The organism is Pseudarthrobacter siccitolerans (genome assembly GCF_001046895.1).
GTDB lineage: Bacteria > Actinomycetota > Actinomycetes > Actinomycetales > Micrococcaceae > Arthrobacter > Arthrobacter siccitolerans.
Genome location: NZ_CAQI01000032.1, coordinates 20,974 through 38,967 on the forward strand (window position 1 = coordinate 20,974; position 17,994 = coordinate 38,967).

Below are 17,994 nucleotides of genomic sequence, written 5' to 3' on the forward strand. Positions count from 1 at the left end.
CATAAGGGTCCTCTCGGGGAGTTGTCCAGCGGTCTCGGCTCCGTACCGCGACCCTGCGTGCCATTTTGTCCACACCCGCCGCAGTAAGCTGGCTCACAGTTGCAATTCGTCTCCCGGCAACGCCCGAATCGAGCAGCTTCTCCACGATTCCTCCAGATGCTGGATACGAAACAAGCTGCGGGCAGATACTGGGAAGGAATAGTGGCAACAGAAGGACGGAACAATGACGATCTCCGCAGACCACACCGCACGCGAGCACGCTGGCCCGGTGCCGGCAGAGGATGCCCTCGCCGAGGCTGCCAAGAAGTTCGGCATCACGGCCGAGGACTACATGCTGCCCGCCCGGCACCAGATCGAGATGGTGGACCCGGAGGGCCGGCTCAAGCCCGAAGGTGAGCAGGGCACCGAACCCGGCCACGAGTACCCCCTGCCCGGCGATGAGGAACTGCTGGCAGCGTACGAGCAGCTCGTCGTCGGCCGCCGCGTCAATGACCAGAACTCGGCACTGGTCCGGCAGGGCCGCATGGCCGTGTACCCGTCCAGCCACGGCCAGGAAGCCTGCCAGGTGGCGGCCGCCCTGTGCCTGTCCGAGGGCGACTGGATGTTCCCCACCTACCGTGACGCCGTGGCCGTGATGACCCGCGGCGTAGACCCCGTGCAGGTGATGACCATCTTCCGCGGCGACTGGCACGGCGGGTTCGATCCCCTCGAGCACAAGGTGGGCATCCAGTGCACGCCGCTGACCACCCAGCTGCTGCACGCCGTGGGGGTGGCCCACGCCGCCAAGCTCCGCGGCGAGGACACCGTGGTGCTGGCCATGTGCGGCGACGGCGCCACCAGTGAAGGCGACTTCCACGAGGCCCTGAACTTCGCCGCCGTCTTCCACCTGCCCGTCATCTTCTTCGTCCAGAACAACAAGTACGCCATCTCGGTGCCGCTGGCACACCAGTCCGTGGCGCCGTCGCTCGCGCACAAGGCCGTGGGCTACGGCATGGCCGGCGAACGCGTGGACGGCAACGACGTTGTCGCGCTCCTCGCTGTCCTGGACCGGGCCGTTAAGCTCGCTCGGGAAGGCTCCGGGCCGCTGCTGGTGGAGGCCAACACGTACCGCATGCAGGCGCACACGAATGCCGACGACGACACCCGCTACCGGGAGAGCGCTGAAGTTGCCGAGTGGCGGGCGAAGGACCCGGTGAACCGGATGCGCGCCTACCTGAGGGACCGCGGCCTGCTGGACGATTCCGTGGAGTCGCGGATTGCCGCACACGCCGAAGCAGTGGCCAGCCAGCTGCGCGAGGGCCTCAGCGAGGACGTGCCGGTGGATCCGCAGGAGCTGTTCCGCCACGTCTTCGCCAAGACCACACCACAGTTGCAGGAACAGTCCGCCCTGCTCGCCGACGAACTCGCCCGCGACGCAGCATCTACCGAGGAGGCCGGCAAATGAGCCCCACCATCACCACCTCATCCGAGGCCAACGGCAACGTTTCCGCCGCCACTGCCCGGGCAGCCGCCTCCGCCGCTGCCTCTGCCGAGGCCGCCGGCCCGCAGCCGGTCACCATGGCCAAGGCGTTGAACACCGCTTTGGTTGACGCCATGCACGCTGACTCCTCTGTTCTGGTGTTCGGCGAGGACGTGGGGACGCTGGGCGGGGTGTTCCGGATTACCGACGGGCTGACCGCCACGTTCGGGGAGCAGCGCTGCTTCGACACCCCGCTGGCCGAGTCCGGCATTGTGGGCATGGCCGTGGGCATGGCCATCAACGGGATGCGCCCGGTGGTGGAGATGCAGTTCGACGCGTTCGCCTACCCGGCGTTCGAGCAGATCGTCAGCCACGTGGCCAAGATGCACAACCGGACCCGCGGCGCGGTGAAGCTGCCCATGGTGATCCGGGTGCCGTACGGCGGCGGCATCGGGGGAGTGGAGCACCACTGCGATTCCTCCGAGTCCTACTACGCCCACACCGCCGGCCTGAAGGTGTACACCCCGGCCACCGTGGCGGACGGGTACCGGATGCTCCGCGAGGCGATCGACTCGGACGATCCCGTGGTGTTTATGGAGCCGAAGAAGCTGTACTGGTCCAAGGACCTGGTGGATTTGCCTTCGTTGAAGTCCTCTTACCTGGAAGGCACGACGGCGGGCCTTGCCACTGAGGGGCGTGCCGCCGTCGCGCGTCCCGGCACTGACGCGACACTGATCGCGTACGGTCCGTCCGTGCCCACCGCGCTCGCCGCCGCCGAGGCTGCTGCGTTGGAGGGGCGCTCGCTGGAAGTGATTGACGTGCGGACGATTGTGCCGTTCGACGACGAGACGGTGTGCGAGTCGGTGCGGAAGACCGGCCGGGCCGTGGTGATCGCCGAGGCGCACGGCTTCGCGTCCGTGTCCTCCGAGATTGTGGCCCGGGTGCAGGAGCGCTGCTTCCATTACCTGGCCGCCCCCATCCGCCGCGTCACCGGGTTCGACATCCCGTACCCGGCGCCCAAGCTTGAGAAGTACTACCTGCCCGGCGTGGACCGCATCCTCGACGCCGTCGACGACCTGCAGTGGGAGAACTGATTATGAGTGAAGCGCGCGTGTTTTTGTTGCCCGACCTGGGCGAGGGGCTGACCGAGGCGGAGCTGGTGTCCTGGCACGTTTCGGTGGGGGACACGATTGCCGTGGACCAGCCGATCGCCGAGGTGGAGACCGCGAAGTCCACAGTTGAGGTGCCTTCGCCGTATGCCGGGATTGTGGCGGAGCTGCACGGGCAGCCGGGGGAGACCCTGGACGTGGGGAAGCCGCTGATCTCGGTGACGCCATTTTCTACGGGTATCGCCACGGATGATGCCGCCCCCGCCCCTTCGCCGGACGGCAATGCTGCAAGCAGCATGCCGTCCGGCTCCGACAGGCCCGATGCCACTCCCGGGGCGGCATCATCCGCGTCGGCGGTCGCTGAGGCGGCAGCTGAGACCTACCGGGAAGAAGAAAAGGCCGGGTCCGGGAATGTGTTGATCGGGTACGGAACTCCAGGTGGGCATGGCGTTGCCCGCAGGACCCGCGCTCGCAAGTCACCTGTTGCGGTGGCTGAGCCCGTTTCCACGGCAACCGAAACCAAGGACCTCGACGACCTCTCCATCCTGCGCACCCGCGTCCCCGGCAGGCTCGGTGCAGTGATCTCCCCGCTGGTCCGTCGTATGGCCCGGGAGCACGGCGTCGACCTCGGAGAGCTTCCCGGCTCCGGCGAGGGTGGGCTCATCATGCGCAAAGACGTTGAAAAGGCGATCAGTGCGCCGGCGGTTGAACCTGTCGAAACCAAGCCGAGCCCGGTGGTTGAGCCTGTCGAAACCAAACCGGCCCGGACCATGCCCATCGAAACCCAGGGCACTGACGCCCGCACCGGCCTCGCCATCTCTTCCCGCACACCTGTGAAGGGAGTACGCAAGGCCGTTGCGGCGAACATGACGCGCAGTCGCTCGGAGATCCCCGAGGCGACTGTCTGGGTGGATGTCGACGCCACTGCGCTCGTTGAGCTCCGCAAGGAACTCAAAGCCGGCAGTTCGGATGTTCCGGGCCTGCTCGCGTTCATCGCCCGCTTTGTCACGGCCGGGCTGAAAAGGCACCCGGAGCTGAACACTCGGATCGAGACCGCGTCCGACGGGTCGCAGGAGATCGTCTCGTTCGAGGGGATCAACCTCGGCTTCGCCGCCCAGACCGACCGCGGGTTGGTAGTGCCGTCGGTACGCGCGGCCGAGAAGCTCAGCGCTCGCGAGCTGGACGCGGAGATCCGCCGGCTGACCGACGTCGCACGCCAGGGCAAGGCCACGCCCACGGAGCTGGGCAGCGGCACGTTCACGCTCAACAACTACGGAGTGTTCGGCGTGGACGGCTCAGCGGCGATCATCAACCACCCGGAAGTGGCCATCCTCGGCGTCGGCCGCATCATCGACAAGCCGTGGGTGGTGAACGGCGAGCTGGCAGTCCGCAAGGTCACCGAGGTAACCCTCACCTTCGACCACCGCGTCTGCGACGGCGGCACCGCGGCAGGCTTCCTCCGCTTCGTAGCCGACGCCATCGAAAACCCAACCAACCTCCTCGCGGACCTCTAACCCCAGCACCCACCCCCACCGACGCTCTCTCACTTAATGTCGGTTTTATCCAAACGCTCGCTCACTCGATGTCGGGTTAACTCAATCGCTCTCTCACTCGGTGTCGCCTTCGGGACTGGGCGCTGACGTTTTCGACGCGCATAATCTTTGCCGCTACGCAAAAGGGATGACGCTACCCAAATATGGGTAGCGTCATCCCTTTTGCGTGTCGTGAGGAAGGCTTCCACCTTGGCCAGCTTGGCCAGGGAACCCGGCGCGGTGGGAGCCCGGGCTCAGCCACCGCCCGAAGGTGAGGCGTCCAACGGCGGCGCGTGCCGCCGTCGTACGCCTTCCTTCGGGGCAGTAACACCGCAGTAACGGTGTGTGTGAGCAAATGCGAAATGCCTACCAGGCATGAGGAGCAACAGTGAACTCCGGGAGGGTTCCGGGACGCCGGCCGGACGCACAGCGCAGCCGTCGATCGACCGTGCCGGCAGCCGCCTGGTCCGGCACAGTCCGTCGCGGTCCCGCCCGGCGGAAGGGCCCTCCAGCCGCGCGTACTGGCACGGATCTCAGCCACTCGATAGTGCAGTGGTTTGCCATCATTGCGCCCTTGACCACAATTGCCACGGCCCTGGCATTCTGGTTCGGCTGGACCATGACTGCCACCCGGACCGCCTATTTCGGCATTGACCAGAGCATCCTCGAATATTCCACCGTGGACTATCTGCTGCGAAGCGCCGACGCGATCATCGTGCCCGCAATATCCGTCCTTCTCATCAGCGTTATCTGCATTGGAATACACGCCTTTACCGCCAACATCATCGGCCGGCCAGGGGTACACCGGTACGCCTTCTTCGGCGCGTGGATGATCCTCGCCGCAGGCCTTCTTGTCACCGCGCTTGGCGTGTGGGTGATCTTCGAGGAACCTCCCTTCAGAACCCCGTTCCTCTTCGAACCGGCGGCCCTGGGCAGCGGCGTTGCGGTCAGCGCCTACGCCTTTTGGGTCCTTCGGAGACTGGCCACCTCAACAGGGCACACGCTCAGGTATCTACCCATGTGGGAAAAACTCGGCTACGTGTGCACCGTGCTGCTGGTGGTGCTGGCACTTTTCTGGGCCTGCTCGCTGTACGCCGGGGCCCTGGGTACAGGCAGATCCCGGGAATACGCGCGCGAGCTGGCCAAGCGTCCCTCCGTGGTTGTTTACAGCGTCCAGTCGCTGGCGCTGGCCGGCCCGGTCCGGGAGGAGAGGATACCGGACCCGGAAGCGAAGTACCACTTCAAATACACGGGACTGAAGTTTGTCACCAGGAGCGCCGATAAGTTCTTTCTTCTGCCGGAAGGCTGGCGGCGCGACAACGGCGTGGCCATCATTCTGGAAGACAATCCGGAATACCGGGTGGAATTCATTCCGGGAGGCTGAAAGTTGAAACATCTGACAATGGGAAAATTTGCGGCACTCGTTCTTGCCGCGGGAATCCTGCCAGCCTGCACCGGTCCCGGGGGAGCGGGGGACACCAGGACCGAGGACTCGCAGCCGGTGGTTGAAAACAGGGTGCGGATCGGCGAGGACAACTGGGTAGTGCAGGCCGCCCATACCAGCCCCATCGCCGAAGCCGGCACGATGGAGTCGATAGAAATCACCAACGGCACGGATTCCGACGTGAGCGTGCCCGATGCCGGAATCAACAATGTGGCGTTCCGCGTCATTTTCAACGGCTGCACTGGAATCCTGAAGCCTGGTGAAAAATGCCTGGTGCGCGGAGAATGGACCGCCACAAAGGTGCGGGAGGCAAACCTGGAGGTATCCGTCGCTGAACCGGACGCGAAGGAAGGGTCAGTGCGCAAGGGCATTTCGGTCCCGCTCACTGCGGCGGCGGGAGCGGCCCCCAACGCAACCTTGCCACCCACTACAGGTTCCATGTCCCAGCCCGCGCCGTCGCCGTCGACCACCTCACCGTCAGCATCGACGTCGGGAAGTACAGGGACCGCGACGACGGGGCCTGCGACCACCAAGCCTGCAACGCCGACTCCTGCCGTTGGCGCACCGCTCAGGAAAGTGGTTCCCACATTGAAGTAATGGTTTGTTCCTCCTATGACTTATTTGTTGACCGGTAGGAGAGAGTGCGCTCTCCTATCGAAATAGGGGGAAGCAGCTTATTGACAGCGCTGTTCTTACTGAGGATGCTCATTCATACCTGCTTCATCCTTTTGACAAATCGGAAATCAGGTTTCCATGGGCACCGTCGGCTATGGGGAACTACAACTGGACTTAATTCGGTCCTGGCGGCTTCGCCGGGACGAGGAAATTCTCCACGTTGCAACGCGCCAGCAGCGCCTTATTGCTGCCCTGGCCTTGCGCGGACCAAGCATGCGGGGGTATCTCAGCGGCCTTTTGTGGCCGGAGTACCCCGACGCCAGGGCACTGGAAAGCCTGCGCGTCACGGTGCACCTGATTTCCCGCCAGGTGCCCGGGCTGCTCGTTAATGGCGGAGCAATGCTGTCGCTGGACGAGCGGGTGGACGTGGATGTGCAGCGCATCCGGTCCCGGATCCGGGCTTTGCAGGAAGACCGGCACACCGATAACGGTGCCTCCTTTTTGCACGAGCTGCGTGACGCCGAACTCCTCCCCGGCTGGTACGAGGACTGGGTGGTCACCGCACAAAACCGCCTGACCGAGGACCGCTTCCAGGCCCTCGCCCTGCTGGCGCGGAAGTCCCTCGCCGCACGTGACTCCGAAACAGCAGCGGAAGCTGCCCACGCCACACTGGAAATCGAGCCGCTCTACGAGCGCGCCGTTTCGTGGCTTATCGCGGCCGAACTGCAGCGTGAAAATCCCGGCGCAGCGCTGCGCGCCTACGAGCGGTACCGGGAGCAGCTGGCGAAGGACCTGGGCCTGTTGCCCTCCGGACCCCTCACCGCCCTCGTGGCCGACCTCCTTGACCGCCAGGCCCATCCGGTTGCAGACCGCCTGGTTGCAGCGGCCGAGTCCCTGCTGGGCGGGCGGCCAGCGCTCAACCCCACCTAGGCAGTAACGCAGCCGTAACGGTTCCCATGCTCCACTCTCCCCATGGGAAACACCCCTCATGACGGCCGGCTGCCGGTGATCTACGTCCGCGGCTTTGCGGGTACCGGCTCCGCGGTGAACAGTGCAGTTGACGACCCCTTTTACGGATTCAGCCAAGGCTCGGTCCACGTCCGCGCCGATGGCGGCGGCCGGGCAAAATTCCACCAGTTCGAGTCGCCGATGCTGCGCCTGGTGGCAGACCACAAGTACGAGGTGCCGGTCCACGGCGACCAATGGGCATTCCTTAATACCGCGGACGCCAAATCCGTCAACCCCGCCTCGATCTGGATCCACCGCTTCTACGACGACGCAGCAGACACCTTCGATGAGGAACCTGAAAAGTTCACGTTCGAGGAAGCGGCAAAGGACCTCTTCAGCATGATCAAACTTGTGCTGGAAAAAACCGGTGCCCCCAAGGTCTTCCTGGTGGCGCACTCCATGGGAGGGCTCATCTGCCGCTCGCTCCTGCAGCGTGTCATCCCTGAAAGCCTGGCCGGCGACGACGGCCGGATCGACCCCGCAGCAGGTGCCAGATACGTCGCCAGGGTCTTCACGTATGCCACTCCGCACGGCGGCATCCGGTTCGCCGTCGGCCTGGGCCTGTTCGAGAAGCTCCGGGACGCCACACGCTTCCAGGGGGCAGATATCTTCGGACCCGACCGTATGTATGAATACCTCACGCCGCCCGCGCTCCGCCGGATCCGGACACGCGAGAGCTTCCGGGCCACCGAGATGCCCGACGACGGGTTCCCCGTGGAGGAACTCTTCTGCCTGGTGGGCTCCAACCCGGAGGATTACGATGTGGCCCTTGGCTTGTCCTCCAAAGCCGTGGGTGCCCGCAGCGACGGGCTGGTCCAGATCGACAACGCCGCCGTCAAAGGCGCCGTGGTGGCGGTGGTGCACCGCAGCCACAGCGGACGCTACGGCATCGTCAACTCAGAAGAGGGCTACCAGAACCTCCAGCGCTTCCTTTTCGGCGACCTCAAAGTGGAGGTGGAACTGGTCGGCTTCACCGTGGGCGTGGCCGACCCGCCGGAAGTCGAATACCAACTCGACGTGGGCCTGGCCATCCGGGGCCTGCCCGTCCTGGTCCATGAACAAAGTGCGGCCCACTTCTGTCCGGTCCAGATCGAGCACTGGAAAGAAGGGGACCCCATCGACTCACCGGTCCCGCTTTTGACCACGTTCCTTTCGTCCCACGCCCCACGGCCGCGCGTGGACGGAAAGGAAGTACCCCGCCTGCGCCAGGCACTCAAGCTGACGCTGATGTCCATCATCGAAAAGGACGGGCATTTCTTCTTTGCCGACCATCTGGAGCAGACCGAGGACTGGCAGGACACACTGCTGGTGGAAATCGAACCACCCTCCGCGGGCGTGCCTTTGCCAAAGGCCTGGGCAGCGTGGAACAGCACTATTCCCGGCGCCCTGCGCAACTGGGATGCCGGCGATCAGGACCAACTCAAGGACATCGATCCCACTCCCAACCGCTGGCAGGGATTAATTCCCGTTCCCGCCATGTCCCGGAGCCTCCTCGGACAAAAAGCCGGCCTCCGCCTGACAGTGACCCCCAGGACACTGGCCCTCTGACACCGTTCACCATCCGCCCGCTCAAAGGAGACCTGAAATGATTGACCCGAATTCCTTCCCCTCGTCCGAGAACGCGTCCGGCTCCGTTCCGGAGGCGGACTATTCCGGCGCCGAGACCACCGGCCGGTTCATCGTGGTCTTCGCCCGGGAAGAGGGCAGCCCGTCCTCGGTCCTGGAATCGGCAGGACTGTCCAACGTGGCGGACTCGCGTGACTTCACGGACCGCGAAGTGGATGTCTCGGAAACCAGCGGCGCAGACGCCACGTTCTTCAGTTCCCTGGGCATCGCCGTAGTTTCGGCGGAGCCGGAGCAGATCGGCGCGCTGCAGACCACCGAAGCAGTACAGGGTGCCGTGTTGTCCGTATCGCCGGAACTGATCCACCACGTTCTGCCGGCCGGCCCCACTGAATATGTCAGGGGCTACCGCGACGCCGTCCTGGACCTGGACACCCGCCTCAACGGCGGAAACGGCCGGGGTGCGGCGGTAGCGGCACCCCCAACGGTGCCCATCTTCCAGGACACGGCCCAGTTCACGTGGGGGCTGCAGGCGGTCCAGGCCCACTCATCCCACTATTCCGGGCGCGGGGTCAAGGTGGCTGTCCTGGACACCGGCTTCGACTCAACCCACCCGGACTTCGCCGGACGCAACATCACCGTGCGCTCCTTCATCCCGGGGGAGTCTGCCACGGACGGACACGGGCACGGCACGCACTGCATCGGCACATCCTGCGGCTCCAAGTCCCCCTCCACGGGTCCGCGCTACGGCGTTGCCTACGAGGCGGAGATTTTCGCCGGCAAGGTGCTCAGCAACGCCGGTTCGGGAAGTGACGCGGGCATCCTGGCCGGCATCGACTGGGCCTTGACCAGCGGCTGCGCCATCATTTCCATGTCCCTTGGAGCCGACGTGCCACAGATCCACCCGCCCTATGTGGCGGCGGGCGAACGGGCCCTGGACGCCGGGACACTGATCATCGCCGCCGCCGGAAACAACGCCAAGCGGCTCCAGGGCAACAACGGCTTTGTGGGCACCCCGGCCAACAGCCCCTTCATCATGGCCGTGGGCGCCTTGGACCATCAGCTGGATCTCGCCTTCTTCTCCGCACGCAGCCTGCCGGTGCGCGGCGGGCAGGTTGACGTTGCCGGCCCCGGCTGGCAGGTCTACTCGTCCTGGCCCATGCCCGCCCGGTACCGGAGCATCAGCGGCACCAGCATGGCAACACCCCACGCCGCCGGCATTGCCGCCCTCTGGGCACAGGCCACCGGCTTCCGCGGACGGGAACTATGGTCCTCGCTGGTCCAGGAAAGCGACCGCCTGATTGCGCCGTCCGTGGACGTTGGCTCCGGCCTGGTCATCGCCCCGCTGTGAGCACCGATGTGAGCACCGCTGTGAGCACCGCGGCGAGGATAATCTGAAGCATGGTCAACATCAACATCACGGTGGACCCGGAGCATGTGTCCACCGTCGCCGATGTCGCGGACGCCCTGCGCGCCCGCGGCATGCAGGTGGAACAAGTGCTGCAGATGGGCTTCATCACGGGGTCAGCCCCGGATGACAGCCTGCCCGCCCTGAAGTCCGTGCACGGCGTGCAGTCCGTGGACGAGGACCGGGGATACCGGCTCCCGCCGCCGGCGGCAGACATCCAGTAGGCGAACGGCCTGCCCCTGGAGGCTCACGACTGGAGGCTCACCACTGGATATCGGACGGATCCTCCAGCGGCCGCCGGTCGCCCACCGACTCCGGGACCACAAGCGTGTCAGCCTGCCGCAGCGTGTCCGCGAACTGCAGGCTGGTCCGTTCCTCGATTTCGGTCACGGCAACCTGGAAAACACGGAATTCGTCGAGTTCGAGCGCTTCCACCTGGTTGAGGTTCTGGGTCAGGAGGAAAGCCCTGCTCTTGAGCTGTCCCTGCTCCATAAACGCGACGATTTTCCAGTATTCGCGCGGCAGGCGGGTGCCCCGGTAAGCGCGGTCATCATCCTGGAGGACCGGCCCGCCGAACACACTGACTTTGAGGTCGTCGACGTCGACGTCGGCGAACACCGCGTCCTCGATCCGGCCCCAGACCCCGTTCTTGCTGCTTTGGTTGAAATCATCCATCTGCGGGGTGATGTTGGTGAAGTAGAAGGAGTCCTTGTTGGCCCGGCCGGCCTCGTCCAGCTCTCCCCAGACCAGATCGGCGCGGCGGGCGAGGTGCCCACGGTCCAGCCGGTTGCCGCGGTACAGCTCGTCCCCGGTCTGGACGTCGGCCGGGATGCGGGGGTCCTTGATGAAGTCGATGCCGCTCCGGCTGAGCTTTATCAGGCCGGCGCCGTCGATGTTCCACCCCACCCAGCGGGCAAACCGCCGGGACTTGCTCATCGAGAGTGAAAAGTGGGTGTAAGGGATAACCTCCGAGCCGGCGAGGCGGACAGCGTCACTGTCCAGGTCAGCGGCGAGCGTGGGCAGGCCGATGCGGGGGCCGAGGAAATCGCTGGCGAACCCTTCGCGAACATCCTCGCCGGCCTCAGGAGCTGCCGGCGGACGCAGGGTGATCTCCAGCTTTTCAAACACCGACTGGGGCAGGCAGGCAAGGGCGTGCTCGTCCGGGCTGTCGCCCGTTTCCCCGCCGAAATGCAGGCCCGCCAGGACGGTGGTGAGCTCGCCGGAAGGGGTCTTGAAAATCCAGACCGACCCCGAGTCGCCGCCGCGGCTGATTTCCCCGTCCACCGGGGGATTGTCCGGGTCCGGGCCGATCTCGAAGCCGCCGATGGCGTGCGTCCCAGCATTGCCGTAACGAAGTTTGGCGATCACATCCACCCGGCGCACCGTCCCATGGGTCACCCCCGTGGTCCGGCCGCTTTTGACCACCTTGTCCCCGATTTCGGGTTCGCCGAGCTGATCCGGAGTCACGTCCAGAGACTGGATAGCGGTAGTGAATCCGCGCTGTTCGATGGTGGCCACAGCGCAATCTCCCGCCACGCCCAGGTGGGACCGCACCAGCCTGCCGAGTCCGTTGGCGTTCACCCGGTTGTCGTCGTGCGGGCCCGGCTGGACCACCGCATCGCCCAGGATGCCGGAATCGCCGTGCAGCACATGCCAGTTGCTGAGGATCATGGGTGTCCCCTCGTGCCTGTCGTACACGATGCAGCCGATGGTGCCGGCGCTGGACCGGATGTGGCCCACACTGACCCCTGGCCGGATGGGATCGAGCCGGACTTTGGTGGCCGGCGGCTCCGCCTCGGCTACTGCCCGGAACGAGGGACGGTAGTTCCGCTCAATAACGTCGGTGGGCACGGGGACCCCGTCCACCACGATCGCTTCAGGTATGGGGGTGGTGTTGAGCGCGTCCAGGGCTTCCGGCGCCGCCTTCTCACCCACGGTGAACTGGATGGCGATCTCGCCTGTCGGTTTGCCGTCCACCACTTTGTGGCCCACCCCGATCGAGGTGATGTTCGGGTCCTCGAGGTAGGCGGCGCCCCTGGTCCTGATGAACTGCCGCAGCGAGGCCATCATCTGCTCGTCGTCGGACGTTGCCTCCGCGCCGGGGCGGTGGGTGGTGTTCATGCCATGTCCATTTCCTTCAGAGGTGATGTACGACGGCGGCCGCGCGCCGCCGTCGTACCTTACGGCTCCTGCCACCCGCCTGCTCAGGCGCTGACGGCCATGCCCCGGGACGGCATGCTGCCTTCCTTATCAGGCGTGCCGGACTCAGCCGCGGACTCCTTGGCTGGAGTGTCCATGGACCCCGCAGGCATGGCCGGTGCTGCCGGCTGGTGCCCGTTGGTTGTCACGCTCCCGGCCATGGTGCCGGCTGGCATGTCCACGGTGCCGGCAACCAGGCTGCCGGCGGCCGGTTCCGCGCCTTCCTCCGCCGCCATGGTGGCAGCACCGGAAGCACCGGTGGATTCTTCGGTCAGGAAAGGACTGTTCTGCCACCTGTGCCACAGGGCGTTGTCCGTGCCGCGGACGAAGACCTCCAGCCGGCCGTCGGCGTTTCTCCCCACAGTGACGTTGGAGGTGAGGATGCCGCCCAGGGAGGCCCAGCCGGACCAGCCGCTGTTCGGGGCCGTCTGCCACTTGTGCCAGAGGGCGTTGTCGGTGCCGCGGACGAAGACCTCGAGGCGGCCGCTCGCGTTCCTGCCGGTGGCGATATCGGACGTGAGGATGCCGCCCAGGGATGCCCAGCCGGACCAGTTGCCGTTGGGTGCTGTCTGCCACTTGTGCCAGAGGGCGTTGTCGGTGCCGCGGACGAAAACTTCGAGGCGGCCGTCGGCGTTGCTGCCGGTGGTGATGTTGGAGGTGAGTACGCCGCCCAGGGACTGCCAGCCGGCCCAGTTGCCGTTGGGTGCGGTCTGCCACCGGTGCCAGAGGGCGTTGTCGGTGCCGCGGGCGAAGATTTCCAGCCGGCCGTCCGCGTTCCTGCCGGTGGCAATTTCGGAGGTGATCACCCCGCCCAGGGAGTGCCAGCCGGCCCAGTTGCCGTTGGGTGCGGTTTGCCACCGGTGCCACACCGCGCCGTCGGTGCCGCGGGCGAAGACCTCGAGGCGGCCGTCCGCGTTGCGTCCGGTGGCCGGTGGCCCGGTGATCACGCCGCCCAGGGAGTTCCAGCCGGACCAGTTGCCGTTGGGGGTGGTCTGCCACTTGTGCCAGAGGGCGTTGTCGGTGCCGCGGGCGAAGATTTCCAGGCGGCCGTCCTGGTTGTTGGCCACGGCGATTTCGGTGGTGATCACGCCGCCCAGGGACTGCCAGCCCGCCCAGTTTCCGTTGGGTGCGGTTTGCCATCGGTGCCACACAGCCCCGTCGGTGCCCCGGACGAAGGCTTCCAGCCGGCCGTCCTTGTTGTTGCCCACGGAGATGTCCGAGGTGAGGGTGCCGCCCAGGGAATTCCAGCCGGACCAGGCCTGCGGGGCTGCCGGGTACAGCGCGCGGAATCCGTCGATGTCGTCCTGGGTGAGGGCCCGCTTGGTGAAGTTGGATGCCACGGTGGGTGCCATCACGGCATTCGCAACGCTCGAGTGCGCGAGGCCCACGATATGGCCGAATTCGTGCAGCGCAACCGTTTCGATGTCGAAGGCGCTGGCCACTGCGCCAACGCTCCACACGTGCTCACTGTCGTCGAAGTGCACCGGCTTGGGCAGCGTGTTGGTCACCACGCTGCAGCCCGGCGGGAAATCCGCATGGGCCAGGACGCCACCCACCATCGAGTGGTCCGGGTCCGCCGCGGGCCGCCATCCGATCCGGATGTCCGGACTGGATCCGACGGCCACCTCGGTGAACGTCAGGCCGCCCAGGTTCCGCCAGGTCTGGATGGCACGCCTGATGGCGTCAAACTCGGCGGTGCCGGCGACGTCGTCCGTTCCGGTGTCGAAAGCGAACGTCAGGGTCCGGTCGGCCCAGGCACAAGCTGTGGAGAAGGCGAGGCCGTCCCCGCGCATGTCCGGAAGCCCGCAGCGGGGTTGCATCATCGCTTCCCGGGTGGCGTCGTCGAACACGCCGGTGACCGGAAGGTGGAAAAACTCCTGGAAGTCCCGCAGGGCTCCTTCGGTGGGGTCGTCCAGGACGCCGATGTCCCGTGTGGTGGAGCCGGCCAGGTAGCCGAACCGCTCAAGATATGCCTGGACCTTGCTGAAGCCCGGGTTGCGTTCACCCGCGGCTGTGGTGGGGACCGCCGCGAGGTACGGGGCGGCGCGGTATTGCTCTTCAGTCATTGGACTCTCCTTCATCAGGTCGGATGCTTCGCAGGATCTGCAGGGCGACGTCCCTTTCGGCGCCTGCCGGTTGATGGACGACGGCGGTGGCGCGGCCGGGGATGGCAACGGCAACGGTGCGGGTGCCCTCCTCTTCGAACAGGATGAAGTCAGCAGATTGGCTGGCCACAGCTTCCTGCCAGTGCTCGTAGCCGGGCTTGGCCGCGTAGTGGGTGAGGGGGTCCGCGAAGGGGCTGGTATCCACAGTCAGGCGCATGCCGTCCCCCTCCAGGACCGCAGCGCTGCCTTCGATGCCGCGCTCCTCCGACGGGGCAAGCTGGGCCGGGACGTCCAGGGCCAGGCCCGCCATCCGGACCGAACTCCAGGGCTGTCTCATAACGCGGCCTCACACGCGGGGGAACCACAGCTATGAGTCGATCAGACGCGCGTTACTGCACCGTTACCGGTCCGGCCGGCGTGGAGTACGGGCTCCCGGGGTTTCGCTCCCACCCGCTCCCCGCGGGCGTGGCCCCGGGCTCAACCACCGGCCCATGGGTAGAATCGACGCCTAGACGAGAACGAACACTGCTTTGCCGGAGGTACGGAGAAACAATGTCGGAATGGCTCGAAGTCGGCGCGGACAACTATGTGCTGGTCACCGAAGGATCGCTGCTGAACACCGGACTGATCGTGGGATCCGAGCGGGCCATGGTGATCGATACCGGCTGCGGGCCGCGGCAGGGCCGGGAGATCCTGGATGCGGTGCGGGAGAAGACCCAGCTGCCGCTCGTCGTCGTCAACACCCACGCGCACTACGACCACTTCTTCGGCAACGCCGTGTTCGCCGAAGCCGGAGCCACCGAGTTCTGGGCGCACCAGAACTGCGCCCGCGAGATTGATGAACGCGGTGACCTCCAGCGCCGGTTCGTGGGGACGCTGGAACCGGAGATGTCCACCGGCGAGGGCCAGCATGTGGAGCTCGTGGTTCCGAACGCGATCGTCAAAGACCAGCCGGTGCTGGTTGACCTCGGCGGGCTGACGGCCACCCTGTTCTACCTGGGCCGCGGCCATACCGACGGAGACCTGCTGGTGGGCACCCCCACCACCCTGTACGTGGGGGACCTTGTGGAGCAGGGCGCGCACCCCTCCTTCGAAGACTCGTACCCGGAGGAGTGGGCGGACGCGCTCCGCCACATCTCGGCGCTGCGGCACCGTTACGAGTTCCTGATCCCCGGGCACGGGAAGCCGTGCAGCGACCAGTTCGTCAAGACCATGGCCAACACCATGACCACCGCCGTCCGCCAGGCCCGCGGCTCCATCCGGGACACCCCGGACGATGCCACCAAGGCCATCCCGGTGCTGCCCTACGGGCCGGAACAGTCGCGCTGGTTCATCAAGCGCCTGCAGGAAACACGCCGGGAGAACCAGGGGTAGGTTCATAGTGCTGGAGGACCCGCAACGGCGAAAGTCCACGGCCGTTCACCGCAACCTTGCCTTAGTCGGAGCCCCCTGCTTCCCGAATTGAGCCCCCTACTTTATCTTTGATGCTTCACAGACCGGGAAATGGCGGTCTAACATCAGCCACCTAGTGATCGCAATTTTGGCGATACAGCAGCCGAACTTACTCCTTGGTAAGACATGATGCGGGACGAAACGGTCCTTTGCGACTCCACGCAGTCCGTCCGCGCAATTACCTGCTTGGGTAATGCCGCCGATGCTGATTATTCAACGCCGAGTACCAGCAACCCCTCTGCGCGCATGTGCTTTTACTACTTCTTCGCGTGCGCGTCCACCTGAATGGAGTTTTCCATGAAGAAGCTGTTTGTTCTGTGCGTCCTGTTCTTCGCGTTTATTGCCAGCGCGAGCCCCGCGACTGCGGCCCCGGGCGGGGAAATCATCTTTAATGAAACCTTCAGAGCCAAGGAGCTTTGCCAGTTCCCGGTCCAGTTGGTAGTGACCGGTAAATCGAATTTTGTTGATCTTCCCGGGGACCGCTTTTTCGTGGGCTCTCCTGGCCAAGTGCTCACGGTCACCAACCTCGACACGGGGGAGCAGGTGACCTACCTGATTACGGGGACCACACACGCCACCGTGCAGGCGGATGGGACGACCGTATTCAAGGTCACCGGATTGAATGTGGTGTTCAACCCGCGCGAGGTGAAATCCGAGGAGATGGGAATCTTCGTATTAGAGGGAAATTTCACCTTTGCGCTTACATCGAAGGGGACTGAATCAAGTCCATACAGCGGCATCGGAGATGTAACGGACGTTTGTGCAGAGCTTGCATAGTGAATGCTCCGATTACTGAATCGGACTAGGAAAACAGCGTCACGGTCCGGAGGCCCCACCTCAAGGCCTCCCGGCCGTCTCGCTTTTGTTGCGGGTCCAAGAGCCTTTCGCTCCGTCCCGCGCCAGCCACGCGTATGGCAGGTGGCCGTCGGCCTAAAAGGGGGCAGCCGAAACCCCGATCTGGTGGCCTACCTAATGCACCCTCATGCCTCCCCTATCTGTCACCGATTCCCTTGAGAAGTGTCCGGCCGACGTACGATGTTGAAGCGGGTAGGTTATAAATTGGCCTCCTTGTCGCGTGCCACCGACGGCATGCGCACCGCCACGAACTGGGTATCGGCGGATTCCATATTGCGAATTTGCACTGAGAGAATCCCGATGTCAGCAAAAGAATTAGCCTGACACCCTCCTGATCTGTTCAGTGGCGAGGACAGCACAAGCAAAGGTGCTGCTGTTTGCTCGCCCATTCGAAAGGCGCAGCTCATTCTCGGGGCTGCGGCCGGGTGGCTTCTGTGGCCTGCGACGCTTCAGAAGCACATTGACCGGCGAAAGCCGGATCTCCGAACCTCCTTCACCGCCTTGGGCCTGACCGGCCACGGGCATCTGCAGAAAGCAAAAAAATGAAGCTATCACTCCGCCGCGTCCTGATTCTGTTCGCGGCAATATTTCTCGCCCTCGCAACGGGCATGGCTGCGGCGCAGGCCGCGACGACTGTAAACCTCGATAACGCTCCACAGGGAGCTCACTTCGCTAAGGGAAAAGCGGCGCCCACCTGCTCACTTAACGAGACGACGGCCACGGTGACGTGTACTGGTACCGAGTTCGCAGGCGTCGGAAATACGGATGCGACCGTTAACCTGTCTCTCACCGCCACGTTCACGGGCGTGTGCCGCAACCCGGGCAACCGCAATATCGTAGATCCGTTCACAGAGACCGTGGAGACGGAAGCGGCGCCTGTTACGGTTACCTCCGATAAGAACGGCCGACTGGTCATCCCAGGAGGCGTCAAAGTGGACGGAACTTCTGCTCAGGAGTTCCAGGCTACCTTCGACTGCCCGAACCCCCGCTGGCTAGCTCAAGTTACCGATGTCGACTACAGCTTCGAGTACTCGGTGACCTTCGAGGGGTTCAGCGAGCCAGCCATCCTGATCACGGGCTAGTCGAACACCTATGAGGCAAGGCAGGTAAGAACGCTGGCCGGCCACACAGGAGTCCGCAGCGTCTTTCTGGACCTGCGACTGCACAGCCCCGGAGCCTGTGAGGGCTCCGGGGCCACTCCATGCTCAGTGGCAGGGCCCAGGCACAATCACCGACTGGCTTCGT

15 protein-coding genes are annotated in these 17,994 nt (G+C 65.1%); 12 read left to right on the forward strand and 3 right to left on the reverse strand.

Annotated elements, in window-relative coordinates; all coding sequences use genetic code 11:
- Nucleotides 1-223 precede the first annotated feature (223 nt).
- From pdhA to ARTSIC4J27_RS04875, 9 genes are all read left to right on the forward strand, one after another.
- On the forward strand, nt 224-1,444 hold the full coding sequence (gene pdhA / locus ARTSIC4J27_RS04835; RefSeq protein ID WP_050054091.1) for a pyruvate dehydrogenase (acetyl-transferring) E1 component subunit alpha: 1,221 nt from the start codon (nt 224-226) through the stop codon (nt 1,442-1,444).
- Nucleotides 1,441-2,553: an alpha-ketoacid dehydrogenase subunit beta gene (locus ARTSIC4J27_RS04840; protein ID WP_050054092.1), complete on the forward strand. Its 1,113-nt coding sequence runs from the start codon at nt 1,441-1,443 to the stop codon at nt 2,551-2,553. The genes pdhA and ARTSIC4J27_RS04840 overlap by 4 nt, the downstream gene beginning before the upstream one ends.
- A gap of 2 nt (nt 2,554-2,555) precedes the next feature.
- Nucleotides 2,556-4,082, forward strand: coding sequence for a dihydrolipoamide acetyltransferase family protein (locus tag ARTSIC4J27_RS04845; RefSeq protein ID WP_050054093.1), 1,527 nt, complete (start codon nt 2,556-2,558; stop codon nt 4,080-4,082).
- 592 nt (nt 4,083-4,674) lie between these two features.
- Nucleotides 4,675-5,484 (forward strand): hypothetical protein, encoded by an 810-nt coding sequence (locus ARTSIC4J27_RS04850; protein WP_152683786.1) that lies wholly within the window; start codon nt 4,675-4,677, stop codon nt 5,482-5,484.
- An 18-nt stretch (nt 5,485-5,502) separates the two neighbouring features.
- Nucleotides 5,503-6,141: a hypothetical protein gene (locus ARTSIC4J27_RS04855; protein WP_050054095.1), complete on the forward strand. Its 639-nt coding sequence runs from the start codon at nt 5,503-5,505 to the stop codon at nt 6,139-6,141.
- Nucleotides 6,142-6,297: 156 nt separating this feature from the next.
- Entirely contained in the window at nt 6,298-7,089 is a 792-nt protein-coding gene (locus ARTSIC4J27_RS04860) for an AfsR/SARP family transcriptional regulator (protein ID WP_050054096.1), read from the forward strand.
- 42 nt (nt 7,090-7,131) lie between these two features.
- Entirely contained in the window at nt 7,132-8,715 is a 1,584-nt protein-coding gene (locus ARTSIC4J27_RS04865) for an esterase/lipase family protein (protein ID WP_050054097.1), read from the forward strand.
- A gap of 37 nt (nt 8,716-8,752) precedes the next feature.
- On the forward strand, nt 8,753-10,081 hold the full coding sequence (locus tag ARTSIC4J27_RS04870) for a S8 family serine peptidase (RefSeq protein ID WP_050054098.1): 1,329 nt from the start codon (nt 8,753-8,755) through the stop codon (nt 10,079-10,081).
- A 50-nt stretch (nt 10,082-10,131) separates the two neighbouring features.
- A complete protein-coding gene (locus ARTSIC4J27_RS04875; protein WP_050054099.1) occupies nt 10,132-10,362 on the forward strand; it encodes a hypothetical protein in 231 nt (76 codons plus the stop codon).
- Nucleotides 10,363-10,399: 37 nt separating this feature from the next.
- Here the strand turns inward: ARTSIC4J27_RS04875 and ARTSIC4J27_RS04880 are convergent, their stop codons facing one another.
- The 3 genes from ARTSIC4J27_RS04880 to ARTSIC4J27_RS04890 all read right to left on the reverse strand — a co-directional run bounded on the left by ARTSIC4J27_RS04880 (nt 10,400) and on the right by ARTSIC4J27_RS04890 (nt 14,779).
- Nucleotides 10,400-12,259: a DNA/RNA non-specific endonuclease gene (locus ARTSIC4J27_RS04880; protein WP_050054100.1), complete on the reverse strand. Its 1,860-nt coding sequence runs from the start codon at nt 12,257-12,259 to the stop codon at nt 10,400-10,402.
- A gap of 83 nt (nt 12,260-12,342) precedes the next feature.
- Nucleotides 12,343-14,403: a matrixin family metalloprotease gene (locus ARTSIC4J27_RS04885; RefSeq protein ID WP_083435326.1), complete on the reverse strand. Its 2,061-nt coding sequence runs from the start codon at nt 14,401-14,403 to the stop codon at nt 12,343-12,345.
- Nucleotides 14,396-14,779: a hypothetical protein gene (locus ARTSIC4J27_RS04890; RefSeq protein WP_050054101.1), complete on the reverse strand. Its 384-nt coding sequence runs from the start codon at nt 14,777-14,779 to the stop codon at nt 14,396-14,398. Before ARTSIC4J27_RS04890 ends, ARTSIC4J27_RS04885 begins: the two co-directional genes overlap by 8 nt.
- Nucleotides 14,780-14,994: 215 nt before the next feature.
- Between ARTSIC4J27_RS04890 and ARTSIC4J27_RS04895 the strand changes: the two genes are divergently transcribed.
- The 3 genes from ARTSIC4J27_RS04895 to ARTSIC4J27_RS04905 all read left to right on the forward strand — a co-directional run bounded on the left by ARTSIC4J27_RS04895 (nt 14,995) and on the right by ARTSIC4J27_RS04905 (nt 17,831).
- Complete coding sequence (locus ARTSIC4J27_RS04895; RefSeq protein WP_050054102.1) at nt 14,995-15,816, forward strand: MBL fold metallo-hydrolase; 822 nt, start codon at nt 14,995-14,997, stop codon at nt 15,814-15,816.
- Nucleotides 15,817-16,191: 375 nt separating this feature from the next.
- Nucleotides 16,192-16,671: a hypothetical protein gene (locus ARTSIC4J27_RS04900; protein ID WP_050054103.1), complete on the forward strand. Its 480-nt coding sequence runs from the start codon at nt 16,192-16,194 to the stop codon at nt 16,669-16,671.
- A 620-nt stretch (nt 16,672-17,291) separates the two neighbouring features.
- Complete coding sequence (locus ARTSIC4J27_RS04905) at nt 17,292-17,831, forward strand: hypothetical protein (protein ID WP_050054104.1); 540 nt, start codon at nt 17,292-17,294, stop codon at nt 17,829-17,831.
- Nucleotides 17,832-17,994: the final 163 nt, after the last annotated feature.